General features: G+C 33.8%; 20 protein-coding genes and 1 pseudogene. 17 read left to right on the top strand and 4 right to left on the bottom strand.

The genetic code is table 11. The features are described 5' to 3' along the window. The first annotated feature begins 140 nt into the window (after positions 1-140). On the top strand, positions 141-1,766 hold the full coding sequence (locus MHB70_RS13245; protein ID WP_000633859.1) for an ABC-F family ATP-binding cassette domain-containing protein: 1,626 nt from the start codon (positions 141-143) through the stop codon (positions 1,764-1,766). Positions 1,767-2,314: 548 nt separating this feature from the next. After that, complete coding sequence (locus MHB70_RS13240; protein WP_000808783.1) at positions 2,315-4,288, top strand: LTA synthase family protein; 1,974 nt, start codon at positions 2,315-2,317, stop codon at positions 4,286-4,288. A 61-nt stretch (positions 4,289-4,349) separates the two neighbouring features. On the opposite strand, the gene MHB70_RS13235 is transcribed toward MHB70_RS13240, so the two are convergent. Together MHB70_RS13235 and MHB70_RS13230 are read right to left on the bottom strand one after the other, a co-directional pair. Beyond that, positions 4,350-5,021 carry a TerC family protein gene (locus tag MHB70_RS13235; protein ID WP_061529527.1) on the bottom strand — a complete coding sequence of 224 codons (672 nt, stop codon included), beginning with the start codon at positions 5,019-5,021 and terminating at the stop codon, positions 4,350-4,352. Between the two features lie 198 nt (positions 5,022-5,219). Continuing rightward, on the bottom strand, positions 5,220-6,680 hold the full coding sequence (locus tag MHB70_RS13230) for a DHA2 family efflux MFS transporter permease subunit (RefSeq protein WP_001168362.1): 1,461 nt from the start codon (positions 6,678-6,680) through the stop codon (positions 5,220-5,222). A gap of 173 nt (positions 6,681-6,853) precedes the next feature. Here MHB70_RS13230 and MHB70_RS13225 point away from each other — a divergent pair, with 173 nt between their 5' ends. Then, complete coding sequence (locus MHB70_RS13225; protein ID WP_000105642.1) at positions 6,854-7,399, top strand: TetR/AcrR family transcriptional regulator; 546 nt, start codon at positions 6,854-6,856, stop codon at positions 7,397-7,399. Positions 7,400-7,554: 155 nt separating this feature from the next. Next, positions 7,555-7,980, top strand: coding sequence for a WapI family immunity protein (locus tag MHB70_RS13220; protein WP_053446582.1), 426 nt, complete (start codon positions 7,555-7,557; stop codon positions 7,978-7,980). 42 nt (positions 7,981-8,022) lie between these two features. Here the strand turns inward: MHB70_RS13220 and MHB70_RS13215 are convergent, their stop codons facing one another. Together MHB70_RS13215 and MHB70_RS13210 are read right to left on the bottom strand one after the other, a co-directional pair. Then, positions 8,023-8,850 (bottom strand): peptidoglycan-N-acetylglucosamine deacetylase, encoded by an 828-nt coding sequence (locus tag MHB70_RS13215; RefSeq protein ID WP_000551438.1) that lies wholly within the window; start codon positions 8,848-8,850, stop codon positions 8,023-8,025. 150 nt (positions 8,851-9,000) lie between these two features. Beyond that, positions 9,001-9,648, bottom strand: a complete 648-nt coding sequence (locus tag MHB70_RS13210; RefSeq protein ID WP_061529528.1) for a DJ-1/PfpI family protein — start codon at positions 9,646-9,648, stop codon at positions 9,001-9,003. A gap of 383 nt (positions 9,649-10,031) precedes the next feature. Here MHB70_RS13210 and MHB70_RS13205 point away from each other — a divergent pair, with 383 nt between their 5' ends. The 13 genes and pseudogenes from MHB70_RS13205 (at position 10,032) to MHB70_RS13145 (ending at position 20,829) form a co-directional block, all read left to right on the top strand. Beyond that, a complete protein-coding gene (locus MHB70_RS13205) occupies positions 10,032-10,856 on the top strand; it encodes an MBL fold metallo-hydrolase (RefSeq protein WP_000233816.1) in 825 nt (274 codons plus the stop codon). Positions 10,857-11,061: 205 nt separating this feature from the next. Then, positions 11,062-11,451, top strand: a complete 390-nt coding sequence (locus MHB70_RS13200) for a VOC family protein (RefSeq protein ID WP_000800673.1) — start codon at positions 11,062-11,064, stop codon at positions 11,449-11,451. A gap of 174 nt (positions 11,452-11,625) precedes the next feature. Then, a complete protein-coding gene (locus MHB70_RS13195) occupies positions 11,626-12,573 on the top strand; it encodes a PLP-dependent cysteine synthase family protein (protein WP_000636772.1) in 948 nt (315 codons plus the stop codon). Positions 12,574-12,821: 248 nt separating this feature from the next. After that, positions 12,822-13,499: a DNA alkylation repair protein gene (locus MHB70_RS13190; protein WP_000923467.1), complete on the top strand. Its 678-nt coding sequence runs from the start codon at positions 12,822-12,824 to the stop codon at positions 13,497-13,499. 22 nt (positions 13,500-13,521) lie between these two features. Beyond that, positions 13,522-14,223 carry a nucleotidyltransferase domain-containing protein gene (locus tag MHB70_RS13185; RefSeq protein ID WP_000802436.1) on the top strand — a complete coding sequence of 234 codons (702 nt, stop codon included), beginning with the start codon at positions 13,522-13,524 and terminating at the stop codon, positions 14,221-14,223. 15 nt (positions 14,224-14,238) lie between these two features. Beyond that, positions 14,239-14,784: a GNAT family N-acetyltransferase gene (locus tag MHB70_RS13180; protein WP_000701132.1), complete on the top strand. Its 546-nt coding sequence runs from the start codon at positions 14,239-14,241 to the stop codon at positions 14,782-14,784. A gap of 34 nt (positions 14,785-14,818) precedes the next feature. Continuing rightward, the gene (locus MHB70_RS13175) at positions 14,819-15,316 is read left to right on the top strand and encodes a GNAT family N-acetyltransferase (RefSeq protein WP_000620331.1); all 498 of its coding nucleotides are present in this window, start codon (positions 14,819-14,821) and stop codon (positions 15,314-15,316) included. 15 nt (positions 15,317-15,331) lie between these two features. Further along, positions 15,332-15,937 (top strand): annotated as a pseudogene (locus tag MHB70_RS13170) (DinB family protein). Between the two features lie 70 nt (positions 15,938-16,007). Continuing rightward, on the top strand, positions 16,008-16,946 hold the full coding sequence (locus MHB70_RS13165; protein ID WP_000643649.1) for a DMT family transporter: 939 nt from the start codon (positions 16,008-16,010) through the stop codon (positions 16,944-16,946). 57 nt (positions 16,947-17,003) lie between these two features. Beyond that, a complete protein-coding gene (locus MHB70_RS13160) occupies positions 17,004-17,414 on the top strand; it encodes a GNAT family N-acetyltransferase (protein WP_001053326.1) in 411 nt (136 codons plus the stop codon). A 155-nt stretch (positions 17,415-17,569) separates the two neighbouring features. Next, positions 17,570-18,733: a DUF418 domain-containing protein gene (locus tag MHB70_RS13155; protein WP_061529529.1), complete on the top strand. Its 1,164-nt coding sequence runs from the start codon at positions 17,570-17,572 to the stop codon at positions 18,731-18,733. A gap of 219 nt (positions 18,734-18,952) precedes the next feature. Continuing rightward, on the top strand, positions 18,953-19,561 hold the full coding sequence (locus MHB70_RS13150; protein ID WP_001242215.1) for a hypothetical protein: 609 nt from the start codon (positions 18,953-18,955) through the stop codon (positions 19,559-19,561). A gap of 20 nt (positions 19,562-19,581) precedes the next feature. Further along, complete coding sequence (locus tag MHB70_RS13145) at positions 19,582-20,829, top strand: glutathionylspermidine synthase family protein (RefSeq protein WP_000287858.1); 1,248 nt, start codon at positions 19,582-19,584, stop codon at positions 20,827-20,829. Positions 20,830-20,860: the final 31 nt, after the last annotated feature.

Below are 20,860 nucleotides of genomic sequence, written 5' to 3'. Positions count from 1 at the left end.
AAAGGTAATCAACCGTTGCTATTCATCCAGCTTCTACTATATAATAGCTATAGTCTACAATAATTGAGTCGTAATATGCGATTTTTTAAGACAATCGGTGAGAAAACGCTGAAATAAGCGGTATTAGTAGGAGGACACAAATGATTACAGTAAGTAACGTTAGTTTGCGTTTCGCGGATCGCAAATTGTTTGAAGATGTTAACATAAAATTCACGCCAGGTAATTGCTACGGTTTAATTGGAGCAAACGGTGCTGGTAAATCAACATTTCTAAAGATTTTATCTGGAGAAATCGAACCATCAACAGGTGACATACATATTACGCCAGGTGAGCGTCTAGCAGTATTAAAACAGAACCACTTCGAATATGAAGAGTTCCCAGTATTAGAAACAGTAATTATGGGTCACACGCAACTTTATAAAGTAATGCAAGAGAAAAATGCTATTTACATGAAAGAAGACTTTAGTGATGAAGATGGTATGCGTGCTGCTGAACTTGAAGGTGAGTTCGCTGAGCTTAACGGTTGGGAAGCTGAGTCAGAAGCTGCAATCTTACTAAAAGGACTTGGTATTGGTGAAGATCTTCATGATAAGAAATTGTCAGAATTAACTGGGGCAGAGAAAGTAAAAGTATTACTTGCTCAAGCTTTATTCGGTAAACCTGACATTCTATTACTAGATGAGCCTACCAACCACTTGGACTTAAAAGCGATTCAATGGTTAGAGAACTTCTTAATGAACTTTGAAAATACAGTAATCGTTGTATCCCATGACCGTCACTTCTTAAATAAAGTTTGTACGCACATGGCTGATCTTGATTTCGGTAAAATTCAACTTTATGTTGGTAACTATGACTTCTGGTATGAGTCAAGCCAATTAGCTTTAAAATTAACACAAGATGCTAATAAGAAAAAAGAAGAGAAAGTAAAAGAGTTACAAAACTTCATTGCACGCTTTAGCTCAAACGCATCTAAAGCGAAACAAGCCACTTCTCGTAAAAAATTATTAGATAAAATTACATTGGATGATATTAGACCATCATCACGTCGTTATCCATTCGTTGGTTTCACACCTGAGCGTGAAATAGGAAATGACTTATTAACTGTTGAAGGACTTTCTAAAACAATTGATGGCGAAAAAGTGTTAGATAATGTGTACTTCACTTTAAATAAAGGTGATAAAGTTGCATTTATCGGTCGTAACGATATTGCGATGACAACATTATTTAAAATCCTTATGGGTGAAATGGAGCCAGATAGCGGTTCATTCAAATGGGGTGTTACAACATCTCAATCGTATTTCCCAAGAGATAACTCTAAATACTTTGAGAACAGTGACTTCAACTTAGTTGATTGGTTACGCCAATTCTCTCCACAAGATGAGTCAGAGAGCTTCTTACGTGGTTTCTTAGGCCGTATGTTATTCTCAGGTGAAGAAGTTAAGAAGAACGTTTCTGTATTATCTGGAGGCGAAAAAGTTCGTTGTATGTTATCTAAAATGATGTTAAGTGGTGCGAACGTAATCACACTTGACGATCCGACGAACCATTTAGATCTTGAGTCTATCACTGCATTAAACAACGGTTTAATTGCATTCAAAGGTACAATGTTATTCACATCTCATGACCATCAGTTCGTACAAACAATTGCAAACCGCATTATCGAAGTAACACCAAACGGTGTAATCGATAAAGAGGCAACTTACGATGAGTACTTAGAAAATGAAGAACTTCAAAAACAAGTAGATGCAATGTATAAAGGTCAATAATATATGATGAAAACCCCTGCTCTTTGTTAGAGCGGGGGTTTTGTTGAAAAGAGATGAAGACTAAGGTATTAAATGAATAATTATTCAAATATAATATTAACGGTGGTAAGAAATTGTAATGTTATGATTGCATAGTTTTTTGGCACATAGATGAGATTTAATGTGTATAGGATTGAAGGAGTTAATTGTAACAGGAGAAGTGTAGTTTGAGTAATAAGGTCAAACTACACTTTTTTGTTATGTGAAAAATGTACCAAAAATGGAGATAGATTAGTTTGCGAAGTAGTGAATAAAGGTTTATAGTATGTGGAGTCATAAGTAGTGGATGGAACTTGGGAGAAAACAGGAAATGTTACAAATTAATTTTGTTAAATAGAAACCAAGGTCACAATGTTTAAAAAGAAATAGTTGAATAAATAAAAGCTTCAATTTATAATTACTAATATTCTTCATGTAGTTAAACAAATAAAATCTATTTGAAGAAGAAAATTAAATACAGAGACGGACTTATAAAAAATAAGCCTTGGATGATTAAAAGAGGTGGAGAGATGAAACAGTTTTTATTAAAGAGCAAAAGTGTGTTAAGTAATCATTTTGGATTCTTTCTGTTTGCCGTTATTTTATTATGGCTCAAAACATATACAGCCTATGTAACGGAATTTAATTTAGGAATTTCAAACACAATCCAAAAATTCTTGCTGTTTTTTAACCCGCTTAGTTCAGCAGTTCTATTTTTAGGACTTGCATTATTTGCAAAAGGGAAACGATCTTATATTTGGGTAATTATTATTAATTTGTTATTGTCGATACTTTTATACGCAAACGTAGTATATTATCGCTTTTTCAGTGATTTTATTACGTTCCCGACATTAACACAAACGAATAACTTTGGTGATTTAGGTGGTAGTATTTTCGCGTTACTACACTTATATGATCCACTATATTTCTTAGATACAATCATTTTAATTGTTTTAGTCGCAACAAAATTTGCAAACCCAAAACCTATTCGTGTTGCGAAACATAAACTATCACTAGTATTTGTAGCAGGTATTTTATTATTCAGTGTGAACCTAGGGCTTGCAGAATCTGATCGTCCTGAATTATTGACAAGAACATTTGACCGTAATTATATTGTGAAATATTTAGGGGCATACAACTATACGATTTATGATGGTATTCAAAGTGCGAAAGCATCAACAGAACGAGCGTTAGCTGATGGAGATAATATGACAGAAGTTAGAAATTATCTTGCATCAACATATGCAAGTCCAAATCCTGAATACTTCGGTAAAGGAAAAGGAATGAACGTAATTTATATTCATTTAGAGTCATTCCAAAACTTTTTAATCGATTATAAATTAAATGGGCAAGAAGTTACACCATTTCTAAATTCATTTACAAAAGATGCGAATACGTTATACTTTGATAACTTCTTCCATCAAACAGGACAAGGTAAAACATCTGATGCGGAGTTCATGTTAGAAAACTCAATGTACGGATTACCACAAGGATCTGTTTTTACAAATAAGGCTCATAACACGTATCAATCAGCACCAGCTATTTTAGGACAACAAGGATACACATCAGCGGTATTCCACGGTAACTATAAAACATTCTGGAACCGCGACGATATTTATAAATCATTTGGTTTTAACAAATTCTTTGATGCGTCATACTATGATATGAACGAAAAAGACGTAGTAAACTATGGCTTAAAAGATAAACCGTTCTTTAATGAATCAATTCCATTATTACAAACGTTAAAACAACCGTTCTATACGAAGTTCATTACGTTATCAAACCATTTCCCTTATCCTATTGATAAAGCGGAAGCAACAATTGAACCAGCGACTACAGGTGATTCATCAGTAGATACGTATTTCCAAACAGCACGATATTTAGATGAGTCTGTAAAAGGGTTCATTGATTACTTGAAACAATCTGGCTTATACGATAACTCGATTATCGTTATGTATGGTGACCATTACGGTATTTCAGATAACCATAATGCAGCAATGTCACAAGTAATGGGTAAAGAAATGAACTCATTTGAAAATGCACAGTTACAACGTGTACCATTAATAGTTCGTGTACCAGGAGTGAAAGGTGGCGTACAACATCAATATGGCGGTGAAATTGACGTTCTTCCTACGTTATTACACTTACTAGGTACAGATACGAAAAATTATGTTCAATTCGGTTCAGATTTATTATCACCAGATCATAAACAAGTTGTTCCATTCCGTAACGGTAATTATGTAAGCCCAACAGTTACGGCATTGAACGGAAAATATTATGATACAACAACTGGAAAACCTGTAGAATTAACAGATGAAATAAAACAAAATGAACAAATGGTTCAAAAATCACTAAAATACTCTGACCAAGTCGTAAATGGTGACTTATTACGATTCTACACACCAGAAGGCTTCACTCCAGTAGATCGTTCGAAGTATAACTATAACCATCGTGATAAAAATAAAACGAAGGTAAAAACGACTGAAGACGGGGAAGCTAAATAAATATGAAAAAGCGCTACTCATATGAGTAGCGCTTTTGTTTGTAACTATAATTACATTAACATTACATAGTACCATCTTTAGTTTTTTGTTTCATCTTTCCGAAGAATACCACACCGATGATGATAATAATGATGAATGCCCATTTTATGAAAGGATTACTTTCGAAAAATCCAGCGAACCATTTCTCATCTACAATCATTTTTGCAGCAGTATAAGCTAAAACAGCTGCTCCAATCGTAATGATGACAGGGAAACGGTCAACCCATTTTAAAATTAATGTACTGCCCCATACGACTACTGGAATAGACACTAATAATCCGATGATTACTAAAGAAAAATTACCATGCGCAGCTCCCGCAACAGCGAGTACATTATCAATTCCCATTAATGCATCCGCTATAATAATGGTTTTAATAGCAGACCAAAATCCTTCTTCAGCTTTAATATCATGATTTTTACCCTCAGCAATTAATTTGTAAGCAATCCATATGAGGAGTACACCACCAATTAGAAGTAATCTTGGTATTTTTAATAACCAAACGACAATTAAGGTAGCGAGGGCTCTAATAGCGATAGCCCCGACAGTTCCCCATATAATAACTTTCTTTTGTTGATCTTTCGGTAATCGCCTTGCTGCTAATCCAATTACGATGGCATTATCTCCAGCTAACACTAGATCAATTACAATAATGGCAAGCAAGGCTGACAAATATTCAGATGAAAGAAAATCCATATACATATCACTCCTTATGATTAATATGTACTTATAAGCTATTCAGTATTAAGAATTCTAACGATTATTTAAAAGCATAACTGTAAAATATAATCTCTTCAAATAGTAATCGAGGATTATAATTATAGTCGTAAGCACTCAAAAAGATGGCTTCGGTATAATTCCGGAGCCATCTTTTAAGTGCTTAATTTTTAACAATCATTTTATGTTTGAAGATTTACTTTCGTATCTTTTGATTACTACTTTTTTGGGCATGAAACTTACGATAATCAAAGCTATAAAAGATAAGACTAACATAAACACGTATGCATCACTTGAGCTGAAGATAGAAGATAATTTTGTTACTTGTGTAGCTGTTATATTTCCATTCCCACTAGATAACTGTGATATGTGTGAAGTAGATTGAATTGTATATACCGTGATGATAACTGCTGTCCCAATCGCACCTGCTAATTGGCGAATTGTATTATTTACTGCTGAACCATGTGAACCCAGTTCTATTGGCAAAGCGTTTAAGCCGGCTGTATTTAAAGGCATTGAAATGAAACTTAACCCAATTCGTAAAATAATGGTACGAACCATTAAATACATATAAGTTGTGGAGTCGGTCAAATCAATTACACCCCACATCGAAATAATGACACAGATTAAACCGGTAATAAAGAGTGGTTTCGCTCCATATTTATCAAACATTTTGCCTGTGATAGGTGATAAGAAGGCGTTAATGACAGCTCCAGGTAATAGAAGTAAACCTGATTCAAATGCAGTAAAACCTCGTCCGTTTTGTAAGTAAATGGGTAATAGAATTAAATCTGCATACATAATCATCGTAATGAGTACGTTAATGACTGAAGTAAGAGTGAAAACTTTATATTTAAATACTGATAAATTCAATAATGGATCATTAGACTTTATTTGACGTAAACAGAATAAAGCTGTAACGATGATACCGATAGTAATTGTTATAATAACAACGGGATGATTCCATCCTTTACTTCCTGCACTACTGAATCCGGATATAACACAACCAAAGCCAATTGTTGATAAAATGACACTTACGATATCTAATTTTGCTTTTGTTGTATTTGCAACATTCATTAAATATTTAATCGCGAGAATAATTACGATGAATATAAATGGAGCTAATCCAATAAATAGCCATCTCCATGATACATATTCAATAATAAAGCCAGATAAAGTTGGAGCGATAGCTGGCGCAAAAATTATAGCGAATCCGATGGTCCCCATAATACTTCCGCGTTTTTCACTAGGGTACAAATATAAAATAATAGTCATCATGAGTGGCATAATAATTCCTGCTCCAACTGCTTGAATCATTCTTCCTGTTAACAAAATGCTAAAATTCATGGCGCATGCACAGAGAACGGTCCCAATAAACAAAGAGAGCATTGAGCTAATAAATAGCTGCCTTGTTGTAAATCGTTTCATTAAAAATGCAGTAATTGGAACTAGAACACCATTTATGAGCATAAAGCCTGTTGATAGCCATTGCACTGTTGCAGCTGTTACATCAAATACCTTCATTAAATTACTCATTGCCACATTTAATAGCGTCTGATTTAAGGTTGATAAAAAACAGCCGGTAATGAGGACAACTAGTATAATTTTTTTATTTCTTTCTGATATTTCCTTTTGCATTGGTAATCTCCTTCATTGTTACCTTGATTTATCGACATTGTGTCGATAAAATTAATGGTAACAAAATACGTTTTCTCTGACCATGAACAGTTTTGTTGAAAATGTTCACTACTCGACAGAGAAGATATGTACTGTCGAGAAAGTAAAGAGAAAATCTATAAAGGAGTTTCAAAATGTCTACACTTAAAAAAGAGGACCCTCGTACAGTTCGTTCAAGAGAAATGTTTAAAAATGCTGTTTTTTCTCTTTTATGTGAGAATCCTACTATTTCAAGCTTAACGGTTCAGAAAATCGCAACAAAAGCAGGATTAAATCGAACAACATTTTACTTACATTATCAAGATATTCAAGATTTACTAGACCAAATCAATAGCGAGATTTTAAATGAGCTTTCTAATAAAATTGTTGATTTAATACATGCAAAAGATTTATCAGAAAAACAAAAGCTAACACAATTGCTAGATTATTTATATATCCACCGGAATTTTTTATTTATATTATTTAAAATGAATCAATTTGAAGAGCAATTATTTTTATTTTTAAAGCAATTAATAGAAACGAGAAGAGAGAATACGAAAAATAAATTACCTGATGATTATGTTGCAGTTGATATTAAAACAGCCTCTTTGGTAGGTATTATCATGTGGTGGATAAGGAATGGACTTCACTTTAGTTCAGATTATATAGCAAATCAAATATATTTAATGTATAAAGAATGATATGTTAGAATCAGTCATGTGTATTAATAAACGAAAATCATTATATTTAAGAATTGAAATTAACAGGAGATAGAAAAATAATTGTCTTGCAAGTAAAGGCTTATATATTTCAAATTTATAAAGTAAAAGTTTTATAGCAAGAAGGGGAGCAATTTATGGATTTTCAAAATGAAAAAGTAGCATTACATTTAGAGGTGGTGAGATACCAATTTAAAGATGCAAAAGAGGAGTGTGATAGAAATTGGCTTATAGTAAAAGCGAAACTGTCAGAAGGAAATAAAGTTTTTGAAACGATGGATCCTTTTCTACAAACTTTCGACTTACAGCATATGAAAAAATGGTTTCAATCATTACCGAATCCTACATATACCGAATTAGATTTCCTAGAGCCTAATATAGCGTTTGAATTAATGGGGAAAAATGAAGGTGAGTTTCAAATTGTAGTCCGATTATCTCAGGAACTTACCCCTTCATGGTGTAAGGAAGAGGAGTACGAATTTTCTATAAGTATTACGCATGAGGACAGAGAAAAGATTATTCGTTTTATTGAAGAGCAACAAAGAAACTTTCCAAAACGTTAAAAAAAGACTTGATATCCTACTAGAGGGAATCAAGTCTTTTCATTACATACGATTATCATGCCAGAAGTTTAATGGGAAGTGTTCGTTCTCATTATAGGCTTCTAATTCATATCCTTTTTCTTTCAGTCCTTTTATAATTCCAGGTACTGCTTTAACTGATTGTGGGTGAATATCGTGCATAAGGATAACTTCTGTTGGATTTGTAGCACCATGTAGAACGTTTTCTACAATTTTAGCTGATGCAGCATCAACTTGCATTTTGTTGTATCTCCAGTCTAAAGAATCAATTGTCCAATCCCAAACTTTCAACCCGTTTTCCACCACTTTGTTGCGAAGTGCTTCGTTTAATCCTGGCATTGAGCCGTATGATGGACGAGTTAATACGGGTGATTTGCCTAGAACGCCAGCGATTAAGCCTTGATCTTCTTTCATTTCATCTACGTAATGTCCTTCTGTGTATAGTTTCTTATAGTTATGAGTCATACTGTGCATCCCAACATAGTGGCCTTCAGCATCTTCACGTTTCACAAGATCAGGGAAAGCTTTCACGTTTGAACCAATTAGGAAGAATGTTGCTTTTGCATTTTCTTTCTTTAACATATCTAAAAGCTCAGCTGTGTATTTTCCAGGACCGTCATCAAATGTTAAGTAAGCGACTTTTCTAACTTGCCCATTATAGTGTTTTGGAGCTTCTTTCGGTGCAAGAGATGTTTGAATTTCACTTACAAATTGAACAGACTTTGCTTCATCTTCTGTACTTGCTAGAGCAGTATGTACCGATCCTAAAGCGGCCTCATATGTAAATAATACCCCAGCGCAAATCAACATAGCCCTTTTTACTAAAGTTGTCATTCGAATTCCATTGTGCATAATTTTCCTTCTCTCTATAAAAGTTCTACTCTACTATATTAGCAATTATAGGTAGGGAAATGCAAAAAAACTTTTTTACAACTGTAAAAAAGTTTGGTCAAAAATATGCAAGATTTTGTATCAACTGCATTCTTGAAAAATTGGAAGGTTTTAAACTTTATTATGAAAATCTTCAAGCATCAAATTTAATTCTTCTAATAATGATGCGGATGCTTTTTTTGGTGAACCTGTATCAAAAGGAGGCTGTGGGTCGTATTCTAACATGAGCTGAACTGCTTTACTCTTTTCATCTCCGAATTCCCAAGCCATCAACTGGAGAGCCATATCAATACCTGCAGATACACCAGCTGCTGTTATGATTTTTTCATGGCGAACGACTCTCTCTTCAGTTGGAATAGCCCCGAGAGAACGAAGCAAGTCAAAAGAGCTCCAATGACTAGTGGCTTTAACACCATTTAGTAGGCCAGTAGCACCTAAGATTAAAGAACCTGTACATACAGTTGTAGTCCATTTAGTAGTTTCATGTATTTGGAGAATCCAATTGAGAGTTTCTTCGTCCTCCATAAGTTGTTTAAAGTTAGGCGGGCGACATCCAGGAATAATAAGGATATCAGCTGAATTAACTTCAGTAAAATTATAATCGGCATGTAAATAGCCCATTTTTGAATCTAATTTAATTAAGCCCGTAGTTTTAGCAACAAACTTTATGTTGTTATTGCTGTCTGCTGCAAATACTTCGTACGGACCAATAGCATCTAATGCAGTAATCCCTTCATAGAGCATAATAACGATTTCCATTATAATCTCCCCTTAAGTTATTACAAATGTAATCTAGTAACGATTAAAAAAGAATTTATTCAATATTCTTTTTTATCGTTACTTTAAATATACTATACCCCAGATGTGTATTAGTTTATACTACTGTGTCAAACTTGTGACAAAAACTATGAATAGGTTCATTTATTTCGTATAGAGTTACTCTTTCATGTAATGATTGAAAAATTTAACTTCCCAGAAAGAAGAAATATAAAATATAGTACTTAGACTAAATTCTTAAATAGAAGGGGAATAATCGTACTTTCGTATGACTTCATTTTAGTCACAATTATTGATTTAATTATTTTCGTTTTTTATTAAAATATTGGTAAAGAATCAATTACATTTAAAAAGGGAGTGGGAATATGGTTCATTATATTTGCACGACATGTGGAGTTCAGTATCCCGAAAATAAAGAGGCACCTTCGCGTTGTAAAATTTGTAATGAGGAAAGGCAATATATGAATCCAATGGGGCAGTCATGGACAACATTAGAAACAATGCAACATAGCAATTTATACAAAAATGAAATAATAAAAGAAGAAACTGGTTTGTATAGCATTACTACTAAACCTAAGTTTGCAATTGGACAAACAGCATTTTTAATACAAAGTAAAACTCTAAATGTTTTGTGGGATTGTATTAGTTATTTAGATGATAAAACGATACAACGTATATATGATTTAGGTGGTATTCAAGCAATAGCACTTTCTCATCCACATTATTACTCTACACAAGTAAAATGGGCGGAAACATTTCATATACCTATCTATATTCATGAAGATGATAAAGAATGGGTGGTCCGCCCGAGTAAGCAAATTAAATTTTGGTCTGGGGAACATTTGATATTATCGGAAGAACTTACATTGCATCGGTTAGGTGGCCATTTTAAAGGTGGAACTGTTATGCACTGGAAAGACGGTAATGAGGGGAAAGGTATTTTGTTATCAGGTGATATTATACAAGTAGTTTCGGATCGAAAATGGGTAAGTTTTATGTATAGTTATCCCAATCTTATCCCATTACCAGCGAATAAAGTTAGAAAAATGGCAGAGAAAGTAAAAGGAATCCAATTTAGTCGACTGTATAATGCGTTTCATGGTGTTGTGATGGAAGATGCGAATAGGGCTGTACAAAGATCTGCTGATCGATATATAAAGGCCCTACAAGGAGAATTATTTCATACGTAATAATATATATGGAAGAAATCGTTATTTTATCTCCATATTTGTATAACTAAGTTTATATGAATTTTATACTAAAGTCCTACTATGTATGAACGAATAGGTCTTTCAACTTAAGCAGTTCTCACACTAATGAGGGATATTAAACTAAATATATGTAACTTATAATGGCTACTATAAAGCTTTGGAAAATGAAAAGGAGGAGATTTGCATGAAGAATTGGGTTCAATTTAGAATTGCAAGACCAACAGATAAATTTGAAGAAGTTATAAGTTTTTACGAAACAGGATTAGGGTTAAAACGTATAGGGGAATTTCACAATCATGAAGGATATGACGGGGTTATGTTTGGATTACCGGGTGAAGAGTACCATTTGGAGTTTACTACGCATGTAAATGGAAGCCCATGCCCAGCACCGACAAAAGATAATTTACTAGTTTTTTATATGCCGAATAAAGATGAAATTGAAATAATCGCGAATCGGTTAAGTGAAATGGGCTACCATGAGGTGGAACCGGAAAATCCGTATTGGATAGAGAAAGGTACTACAATAGAGGATCCAGATGGCTGGAGAATTGTGCTTATGAATGCATTTGAATAAAGAAGTTCTTTTCGTATGTAATAGAGTGCAACAAAATGATTTAGACAAAAATCCCTACAACGTTTGTAGGGATTTTTTATAGGAAAATATAGTTAATAGCGTAATTGAAATATAGAAAGTATTTTGACTAAGAACAAATGTTATAAATATGATGTATGACGGAGGTATAAAAGTATGATAGTAAACCATTTTGAAGAGTTTTCTAAAAATGTTGGAAATACCCCTCTCATTAAATTAGAATGCGAAGAAACGAAGAATCTTTCAATCTATGCTAAATGTGAATGGCACAACCCTACAGGATCGATTAAGGATAGAGCAGCACTTGGAATGATCAATAAATATTTACAAGAAGCGAACAAAAAACAACATATTTTAGAGTATAGTGGTGGAAGCTTAGCGAGGTCAATTGGCTATCTTTGTTATTATTTAGGGATTGAATGCACGTTAGTGTTAAGTTCTGCAACTGGTCAATCTCTATTAAATGAACTCGAATATTATGGTGCTAACGTAATCTTAGTTGATAAATGTAAGGGATTTTACGCTGTAATTGAGAAGACAATAGAGATTAGCAAACAAAAACAAGAGTTATACTTTTTGTTCCAACATTATAATAATGCAAATTTATTAAGTCATATAGAAGGAACAGGCCGAGAAATTATTGCACAAATGAACGGAAAACCAATACACGCATGGGTAGCATCCGCTGGTACTGGTGGAACTCTAATTGGGGTCTATAAAGCAGTAAAGAAGTATACAAAAAATGTTGAGCTACATTTAGTAATGCCTGCCGAATTACCATATGGATCTGAACAACCGCCAAATGCTTTAAAGAAATATGCAGGATCAGGTGGATTCGGTCTAGGACGGAAACAACATTTCATAGAAAAGGAAGACAATTTGATAGAAAAGCAATGGACTTATTCATATGAAGAAACCTTGTATGAAATGGCCCGTTTTTATAAGGCTACTGGTATGAAAATAGGAACGTCTGCGGCAGCAAACTTATTAGCTGCAAAACAATTAGGAAAAGAAAAAGGTGCGAATTTTAATGTAGTTACCGTTTTTCCGGATGCAGGTTCTATAGAAGAGTGGTCAGATGTAAAGAGTTTAGCCAAAATATAGCGGAGATAAATTATTGAGAGAACGAACCAAAGGTGGTTCCTTCGTTTATTTCTTATTTTATGGAAATTTGATACCATGAAAAACCTGCATGTTTACAATGTGTAGGTTTTTCATGGTGTGATTGCGTAGTATATTTAAAATTTCACATACCGTATTTTAAAAATAAATATAGGAAAATCAAAAAATAATGTAGAATATATCGTACATACCTATATGAAGTCAACAGAAAACATAAAAGAGGTGGACAAATGCTACTTGAAGAGGTCATGCAGCAACTAGAGAAATATGGAACGGAACAAAATCGAAAAACGTATAAAAATCATGGGGCGAAAGAGCCGCTATTCGGAGTCAGTTTTGCAAATTTAAAATTATTAAAAAAGAAGATAAAAAAAGATCATGATTTAGCAATTTCATTATGGGAAACAAAAAATATGGATGCAATGACTTTAGCAACGTATATTTTAGAACCGAAGAATGTAACATCAGAACAGCTGAATAGTTGGATTAGGGATGTTGATTATTATTGTTTAATGGACGTTCTTATGACAGCTATATGTACGTCGCCAATCGCAATAGAAAGAATGGACGAATGGACGAAATCTGATGATGAATGGATCGGGAGAGCAGGTTGGTCATTATTAGCGAATATCGCAATAAAAAATAAAAAGTTAGACGATAACTTCTTCATGCCGTATTTAGAAGAGATTAAAGTTCATATACATAATGAAAAAAATAGAAAAAGAGAAGCAATGAATAGCGCTTTAATTGCGATAGGGATTCGAAATGAAGCTTTAGAGCAACAAGCAATTGAAATTGCTCGTGAAATTGGAAAAGTAAAAATTGATCACGGTGCAACGTCATGTAAAACACCAGATGCAGAACCGTATATAAAAAAGGCTCGAGAAAGAGCAGAAAAAAGAAAGTAAAATAAGCGAAGGAGAAAAGAAAATGAAACCAATTGAAGCGGCACAAAGCATAATTACATCACAATTTCCGAATTGTGATGTAGCTTTACTGGGAGGAAGCGTTGTACGAGGAGAAGCGACAAAAACATCTGACCTTGATATTGTTATAGTCGATCAAAGTTTGTCATCTTGTTATAGAGAATCCTTCTATAGTAATGGATGGCCCGTTGAAGTATTTGTACATAATTTTGTAACGTATAAAACCTTTTTTAAAATGGATTGTGATCGCGGGCGACCTTCTCTACCTCAATTAGTTTCAGAAGGAATTGTATTAAAAGGGGAAAGTGAAATTGTTGAGAAATTAAAAAAAGAAGCGAACGATTTACTAATTAAAGGACCAGATAAATGGACCGAAGAAACGATGAAACAGAAGCGCTATTTTATTTCGGATACTTTGGATGACTTCATTGGTGCATCAAAAAGAGAAGAAGAACTATTCATTGCTAATTTATTAGCGGAATTAATACATGAATATGTATTAAGAGTAAATGGCCAATGGCTTGGAAATTCAAAATGGTTTATTAGAGTTTTAAGAAGATATGATGACCATTATGCAGAACAATTTGTAGCGGCTTTTGATCATTTTTATAAAAACGGTGATAAAAATGTATTAATTAATTTTACAGAAAAGACGTTAGAACTATACGGAGGAAGAGTGTTCGAAGGATTTTCTATTGGCAAATAAAAAGGAGATAGTAAAATGAAAATACCATTCGTTCAATTAAGGGAATTGACACTAGAGGATGTAGAAGATCGATATCAATGGTCATTAGATACAGAAGTGACAAAACACTTAGTCGTACCAGATCAATATCCTCCGTTCACTCGTGAAGATACGAGAAAATGGATTGAAGCATGCATAAGTCGAAAGAATGGTTATGAACAAAGGGCTATCGTTACAGAAAACAATATACACATTGGCTGGGTAGACCTTAAAAATTTTGACAAAACAAATAAAAATGCGGAACTAGGAATTACGATTGGGGATAAAGAGTATTGGGGAACAGGGTATGGAATAGCATCTCTATATAGTATATTACAACTGGGATTCTTTGATTTCGAATTGGAGAAAGTTTGGCTACGTGTAGATGAGGATAATTTACAAGCTAGAAAGAGTTATGAAAAGGCTGGCTTTGTTTGTGAAGGACTAATGAGAAATGATCGGTTACGTCAAAAGAAGTTCATTCATCGCTATCGTTATAGTATGTTAAAAGAAGAATATCAATCTATAATTAGTGGTTTATAAAAATATTATGTAAATTAAAAAGGGGTAGAGATACATGATTCGATTACTTACGAAAGAAGATGCAAAAAAATATTGGGATTTACGTTTACAAGCATTACAAGTAAACCCAGAGGCGTTTATAACAACTTATGAAGAGGCGATTCGTCAGGAAAATCCTATTGAGCGAGTTGAAGGGAATTTAACATCTACTATTAGTTGTACACTTGGCGCGTTTAATGAAGAAAAATTAATTGGTGTAGTCACTTTACTAACGGAAGAGAAAGTAGCATATAAGCATAAAGGCCATATCGTTGCGATGTATGTAGACGCACAAAACAGACGAAACGGGTTGGCACGTGAGCTAATTGCAAATGCAATTCAAAGAGCGCGGGATATACAACTAGAGCAATTGACATTAGGTGTTGTATCTACAAACGAACCAGCAAAAAATTTGTACGAATCAATGGGCTTTAAAACATATGGAATTGAAAAAAGGGCTATAAAGATTAATGGTGCGTACAGTGATGATGAACATATGGTGCTGTTCCTTTAAAGGACGGAGTTTATCATGAAAGATCTTTATTTAGAAAAAAACATGAATCCGCAAGTAGCAATTTTGTATGCAACGGTTCGAGATACATATATACGATTGCGAAATTTAGTAGAAAGTACTGAAGAGAAGGAATTATCTTTTAAAGGGTCTGAAAATAATGAAAATAGCATCGGACAGCTACTTCAGCATTTAGCAGTTGTCGATTTACATTGGGTGTATCGCTTAAAGGGAGAAGAAGTTCCACTGCACTAAAAAATAAATATGGGCCTATGTTGAATGAAGTGGGAGAACTGCCAGTTTTAAGAAAACACACGTTACAAGAGTTAATGCAAGATTATGAAGCAGTGCAACAATTGTTTTATCCCGCATTAACGGGCAGCCCGATTGGTTAAACTAATAATCAGTGGGGGATGAACAAAACCCCCACTGATTAAAGTTTCACTTTATGAAGAATGTATGAAACTAACAGAAAATGATTTAACACGGGAGGTTTTTTATGAAAAGGGCGAAAATGCGACAATAAGATGGGGCATATGGCATATAGCTGATCATAATCGGTATCATCAAGCGCATATTGGTCAGTTAAGAAAATTATATAGAGCTAGATTACATGTAAGTTAAAGTGCGTGAATTTTAATTATATTCATTTTGTTGTATAGTATTAAGAAGAAACTAAACAAGGGGTTTTATAATGAAAGCAATTGCAATAGGGATATTGGCATCATTTTTCTTTGCCTTTACCTTTGTTTTAAACCGGGCGATGGACTTAGAAGGTGGAAGTTGGATTTGGAGTGCATCATTACGGTATTACTTTATGGTACCAATGCTACTACTTATTGTCATGTATAGAGGCAACTTAAAGCAACTCTTTCAATATATGAAAAACAATCCGAAAGAATGGTTGGTATGGAGTATTGTAGGTTTTGGTCTTTTTTATGCACCACTTAGTTTTGCTGGCGCATTTGGACCAGGGTGGCTTGTTGCATCAACATGGCAAATTACGATAGTCGCAGGGATTTTGTTAACACCATTTTTTGCGGTAGACCCATTACATAAAAAACTTCCGATGAAAGAATTAGTAATGTCGGGTATTATTTTATTCGGTGTTGTACTCATGCAAGTAGAACATGCTTCTTCTTTAGGAATTCGTGAAACCATTTTATGTGTAGTTCCTGTTCTCATTGCGGCGTTTGCGTACCCACTTGGAAATCGAAAAATGATGCAAGTATGTAAAGGGGAATTAGATGTATTCCAGCGAGTTCTCGGGATGACATTAGCAAGTTTACCATTTTGGTTTTTACTATCTGGTTACGAAGTATCAACAGGTGGATTACCGTCAAGTAGCCAAGTTTTTCAATGTTTTATTGTAGCAGTTAGTTCAGGTTTAATCGCGACAGTATTATTTTTCTTTGCGACAGATCTTGTGAAAGATGATCCGCAAAAGCTAGCAACGGTTGAAGCGACACAATCCGGTGAAGTTTTATTTGCTTTAGTAGGAGAGCTTATTTGGCTTTCTGCTCCAATTCCATCATCTTTATCTTGGGTTGGAATGAGTCTCGTTATTGTCGGAATGATACTGCATAGTTATGTGGCGGTCGTTGTGAAAAAAGAAGAAAAGATAACAGCGTAATGAGATTAGCTCTTTTTTATAAAGAGCTAATCTTTTTTCATAGAAAGGGATGAAGATATGAATTTGCAACGTGTTGAACAAATTGGAAGGGATTCAATTTTAAATGTGCTACAGTATGCAGTCGGTCCAAGTGAAACAAGCTTAAAGAAAGCGGTAGTATTTTATCAAAGCAATAAAGGTAGATTATATAAATATGAAAAAAAGGCTTGTATAGGTATTGAAATAATCGGAGCAAATGAAGCGAGAATATGCCACATAGCAGTCGTTCCAGAATATCGTCATACAGGAATTGCGTTTCAAATGATAAGGGAAGTAGTAAGAATGCATCAATTGACTTATGTCGAAGCTGAGACAGACAATGAGGCAGTAGAATTTTATAAGAAAATTGGTTTTAAGGTTAAAAGTTTAGGAGAAAAATATCCAGGGATAGAAAGATTTCATTTGTATTTTAAAAATAAAACATATTGAAATAATCTGAGAATATAATATCCGGAATAGGAATTGAAGAGATAGTTCGTTTTTTATTTATCTGTTCTATTTTTAATAGAAGATCTTTCTTAGTTTTTGACGAAAACTTAAGAAAGATTGGAATGTTCATTTGATGTTAAGGAAGGAAGTAAAATATGGATAGATCAATAAATGATAGAACAATTGAAAAAAAGCGTGCAGTCTCATTGGATTTAGCAAGAGGCACTATGCTACTGTTAATCGTACTTGCTCATGCACCGCTTTACTTGTATGCAGCAGATCCTGGAATTATGCATAGAGTGGAAAGCAGTAGTTTCTTTGATCAAATTGTAAATCTTTTTGGTATATTCATAATTGATAACCGTGCAAGAGCAATGTTTGCCGTATTATTAGGCTACGGTTTAGTTCTAGCATTTGAAGGGCAAATATCAAAAGGGAAAAATGAAATTCAGGCTGTAAAAATAGTAAGAAAACGCTCCTTGTATTTAATACTGTTTGGGATTGTGTTAGCGGTCTTAATTGGAGGGCAAGATATTCTTATGGCCTATGGTTTAGCGGGTATTTTTGTTAGTCCACTATTAAAGTGTAAAATGAAAACATTAATTCGAACGTTTATAATTATCGCTATATTGTATACCATTTTTATTCCAATAATATGGGGACTTAATATGCAATCAATAGGTGATTATGGTTTTTCACCAGATGTTTCGGCAAAAGACACGTATCTTAGTACTACAATGACACGATTACTTTTCTTTCCTATTATACCTGTACTCATCCATTTTATGTTCCCAATTCTTCCTTCTGTAATTCTTGGTTTGTGGATTGCTAAATATAAGTTATTAATAAAACCAGAGCAACAGTTAAAAAAATTATATTTTATAACAACTATAGGATTAGCAATTTCTTTAATAGGTGCTTTGCCTTTATCTTTTATAGGGACTATATGGTATCCAACTGTATTTACAGCTGGAATGATAAATGGAATCCATATTTTAACTGGAATTGCTGGAGGATTAGCATATGCAACAGGTTTCGGGATAATAGGGAGTAGATTGAAAAATCCAGGGTACTTTAGCCTTGCGTTAATCGCTCTAGGAAAACGTTCATTAACATTTTTTGTTTTAAATGAAGCACTGCTTGTTATATTTTTATCACCAGTAGCATTTGATTTAGGAGGGCATGTAAGTAACGCTTTTGCTGCATTGATAGCAATATGTATTTGGATATCGTCTGTCATAGTAGCTTTAATAATGGAAAAAAATAATCTTAATGGACCATTAGAAATTTTATTGAGACGTTTAGTATATAAAAAATAAATAAAGTGAAAGACGACATAATACAAAATCGTCTTTCACTTTATTTAGGTGTACAGATAGACAATTCGGCTATTATAATATTTCATTTTCATTTAGGGAATAAATAGCATGAAAATATATAAATATGCATATTGAGTATAGTTTGTAAAAAGTGATATTTGCATTATATAATATAGTTAAATGGAAAAATATAGATAAAAGAAATTAGGTGTATAGCACATGAGAATGGAAAAAAATAAATTTTTGAAAGTCGCTGCTTCAATTGGCGTGTCATCTTTTTTATTAACAGGTTGTGGTGACTATGAAGAAGAAAATGTACAACAAGAAAATACCGCTGTTAAAACGGATGGTGGGAAACAAGGGAGCGAACAAGAACCATTAAATTGTGATGATAAAGCCCCAACTACTGAAAATGTAGAAAAAGATGAGTTATGCAAGGAAAATAATCCATCATTTTCATCGTATCAAGAAAACTCTCACTTACCGATATTACCGTTCGTAGCAGGATATTTATTAGCAAGTAAAACCTCAAATATGAACTATACAGCCAAACCAAATGTAATGAAGAAACCATATACAAACAATGTTCTTTCTTATCGTGAAAAAGATGAACGGAGAACTGGTGGCAGCGGTGGCGGAGGTTATTACGGCGGAACTACTAGCAACAACGATTCTTCAAAGAAAGTGGATTTAAATAAACAACAGCCCAATCCATCAAATAAAGTGACGCCAGATACAAATACATCTAAATCATCTACGACACAAACGCCGAAAGTAAATTCTGGTTCAAGTGGAATTGGGAACGCAAAAGCGCCGGCCGGATCATAAAGAGAAAGGATAATAGAGACATGTATACAGAACAAGAACAGAAAGAGTATATGAAAATATGGTTTTCACTTGCGGAAGAGGCTGGTAGGAATGGTTTTACGTGGCCGAGTCTATTAGAGAATGAAGAGTGGAATCAGTATATGGCAACAGGGATGTTTCGTATGTCGGTAAACACATATACTGCTATTTCGAAAGCGACAGAAGAAATAATGTATGTGTTATATAGAACGTATCAATATATTGTACATACGACAGAAGATTTTCAAAAGCTCGGATTCCCGCCTGAAACGTGGGAGATTGCGAGAATGAAACATACTGGTTTGTTTTCTTATTTTACAAGGCTCGACTTTATTGTAAATGGTGATGTTATTAAATTAATAGAAGTGAATTGTGATACACCAACAGGATATTTAGAACCTTCTGTTGCAAATGAAGTGTTGTGCCGTTATCACGATGTGAATCACCCGAATCATATTGAGGAGCATATTGTACAGGCATGGGAACAAATTAAACATGACTATAATATTGATCCTGAAGAAACGATATATTTTAGTAGCTATGATTGGCACGATGAAGACCATCAAACAGTCCAGTTTTTAAGAAGTTATTGCCTAAATCAGCCCACGGAATATATAGGAATTCAAGATATTGTAGTTACAGATGATGGAATATATACGCCAAATGGCAAGCGAATTCATTATTTATATCGACTGTATCCAATTGAATATTTAGTTACAGATGTTGATAAAAATGGAAAAAGAATTGGTCTGCAGTTTTTAAATCATATAGCGCAAGGAAGAGTGAAAATTATTAATCCACCAGCCGCATTCGTAATGCAAAATAAAAATGTGCTTGCATTAATTTGGAAGCTTTATGAAAAAGCGGTTTTCTTTGAAGAAGAAGAGCGTGTTATTATTAATAAATACTTCTTACCAACATATTTTACAAATAAGCCATTTAAAGAAAGAAATGAATCATTTGTTTCTAAACCTTTATATGGACGTGAAGGTGGGGGCGTATCTATATACGAAAATGATGAACTATTAGCTGAAGATAAAACGGAACATTACTTTGAACAACGGAAAATATATCAGCAATACATAGAAATGCCTGACTATACCATTGATACATGGGATGGTCCGTATACTGGTAAATTATTAATTGGCTCACATTGTATTAGTGGGAGAGCGGCAGGGTTATTTTTACGAGTTGGTGAGAAAATAACGGGAAACTTATCGATGTTTACTGGGGTTACGATTGAAGGATAAAATGAAAAGAAAAGCCCATCATTTTGAACTG

Origin of the sequence: Bacillus sp. FSL M7-1020, assembly GCF_038050415.1 — a bacterium.
GTDB classification, from domain to species: Bacteria; Bacillota; Bacilli; order Bacillales; family Bacillaceae_G; genus Bacillus_A; species Bacillus_A toyonensis.
This window is presented reverse-complemented; position numbering and strand designations above follow the sequence as displayed.